Origin of the sequence: Acinetobacter sp. GD03645 (assembly GCF_029845285.1) — a bacterium.
In the GTDB taxonomy this organism is placed as follows: Bacteria; Pseudomonadota; Gammaproteobacteria; order Pseudomonadales; family Moraxellaceae; genus Acinetobacter; species Acinetobacter corruptisaponis.
The window spans coordinates 1-1717 of record NZ_JAOCLL010000046.1; the positions used below are offsets into that span (position 1 = coordinate 1).

Genomic DNA, 1717 nt, shown 5'->3' on the forward strand with positions numbered 1-1717 from the left:
CTGGTTGATCGATCGATAAATTATCATTGATTAACTGGATAAAATTTCTCGAAGTTTATTTGAGCGAATATATAAGTCAGTAATTGATGAGCCAGAATTGGCACCTTGTCTTTAATAAGGTGCAAAATGATTTTAACTGAAGAGTTTGATCATGGCTCAGATTGAACGCTGGCGGCAGGCTTAACACATGCAAGTCGAGCGGGGTGAGGTGCTTCGGTACTGATCCTAGCGGCGGACGGGTGAGTAATGCTTAGGAATCTGCCTATTAGTGGGGGACAACATTCCGAAAGGAATGCTAATACCGCATACGCCCTACGGGGGAAAGCAGGGGATCATTTGACCTTGCGCTAATAGATGAGCCTAAGTCGGATTAGCTAGTTGGTGGGGTAAAGGCCTACCAAGGCGACGATCTGTAGCGGGTCTGAGAGGATGATCCGCCACACTGGGACTGAGACACGGCCCAGACTCCTACGGGAGGCAGCAGTGGGGAATATTGGACAATGGGGGGAACCCTGATCCAGCCATGCCGCGTGTGTGAAGAAGGCCTTTTGGTTGTAAAGCACTTTAAGCGGGGAGGAGGCTCTTGAGGATAATACCCTTGATGAGTGGACGTTACCCGCAGAATAAGCACCGGCTAACTCTGTGCCAGCAGCCGCGGTAATACAGAGGGTGCGAGCGTTAATCGGATTTACTGGGCGTAAAGCGTGCGTAGGCGGCTGAATAAGTCGGATGTGAAATCCCCGAGCTTAACTTGGGAATTGCATACGATACTGTTTGGCTAGAGTATGGGAGAGGATGGTAGAATTCCAGGTGTAGCGGTGAAATGCGTAGAGATCTGGAGGAATACCGATGGCGAAGGCAGCCATCTGGCCTAATACTGACGCTGAGGTACGAAAGCATGGGGAGCAAACAGGATTAGATACCCTGGTAGTCCATGCCGTAAACGATGTCTACTAGCCGTTGGGTCCTTTGAGGACTTAGTGGCGCAGCTAACGCGATAAGTAGACCGCCTGGGGAGTACGGTCGCAAGACTAAAACTCAAATGAATTGACGGGGGCCCGCACAAGCGGTGGAGCATGTGGTTTAATTCGATGCAACGCGAAGAACCTTACCTGGCCTTGACATACTAGAAACTTTCCAGAGATGGATTGGTGCCTTCGGGAATCTAGATACAGGTGCTGCATGGCTGTCGTCAGCTCGTGTCGTGAGATGTTGGGTTAAGTCCCGCAACGAGCGCAACCCTTTTCCTTACTTGCCAGCATTTCGGATGGGAACTTTAAGGATACTGCCAGTGACAAACTGGAGGAAGGCGGGGACGACGTCAAGTCATCATGGCCCTTACGGCCAGGGCTACACACGTGCTACAATGGTCGGTACAAAGGGTTGCTACCTAGCGATAGGATGCTAATCTCAAAAAGCCGATCGTAGTCCGGATTGGAGTCTGCAACTCGACTCCATGAAGTCGGAATCGCTAGTAATCGCGGATCAGAATGCCGCGGTGAATACGTTCCCGGGCCTTGTACACACCGCCCGTCACACCATGGGAGTTTGTTGCACCAGAAGTGGGTAGTCTAACCTTAGGGAGGACGCTCACCACGGTGTGGCCGATGACTGGGGTGAAGTCGTAACAAGGTAGCCGTAGGGGAACCTGCGGCTGGATCACCTCCTTAACGAAAGATTGATGGCTAGTAAGAATCCACAACAAGTTGTTCTTCGA

The 1717-nt window shown here is 51.1% G+C and carries 1 rRNA gene; it reads left to right on the forward strand.

Going from position 1 to position 1717, the window contains the following annotated elements:
• Positions 1–133: 133 nt before the first annotated feature.
• Positions 134–1670 (forward strand): 16S ribosomal RNA (locus N5J47_RS18060).
• The last annotated feature ends 47 nt before the right edge of the window (positions 1671–1717 follow it).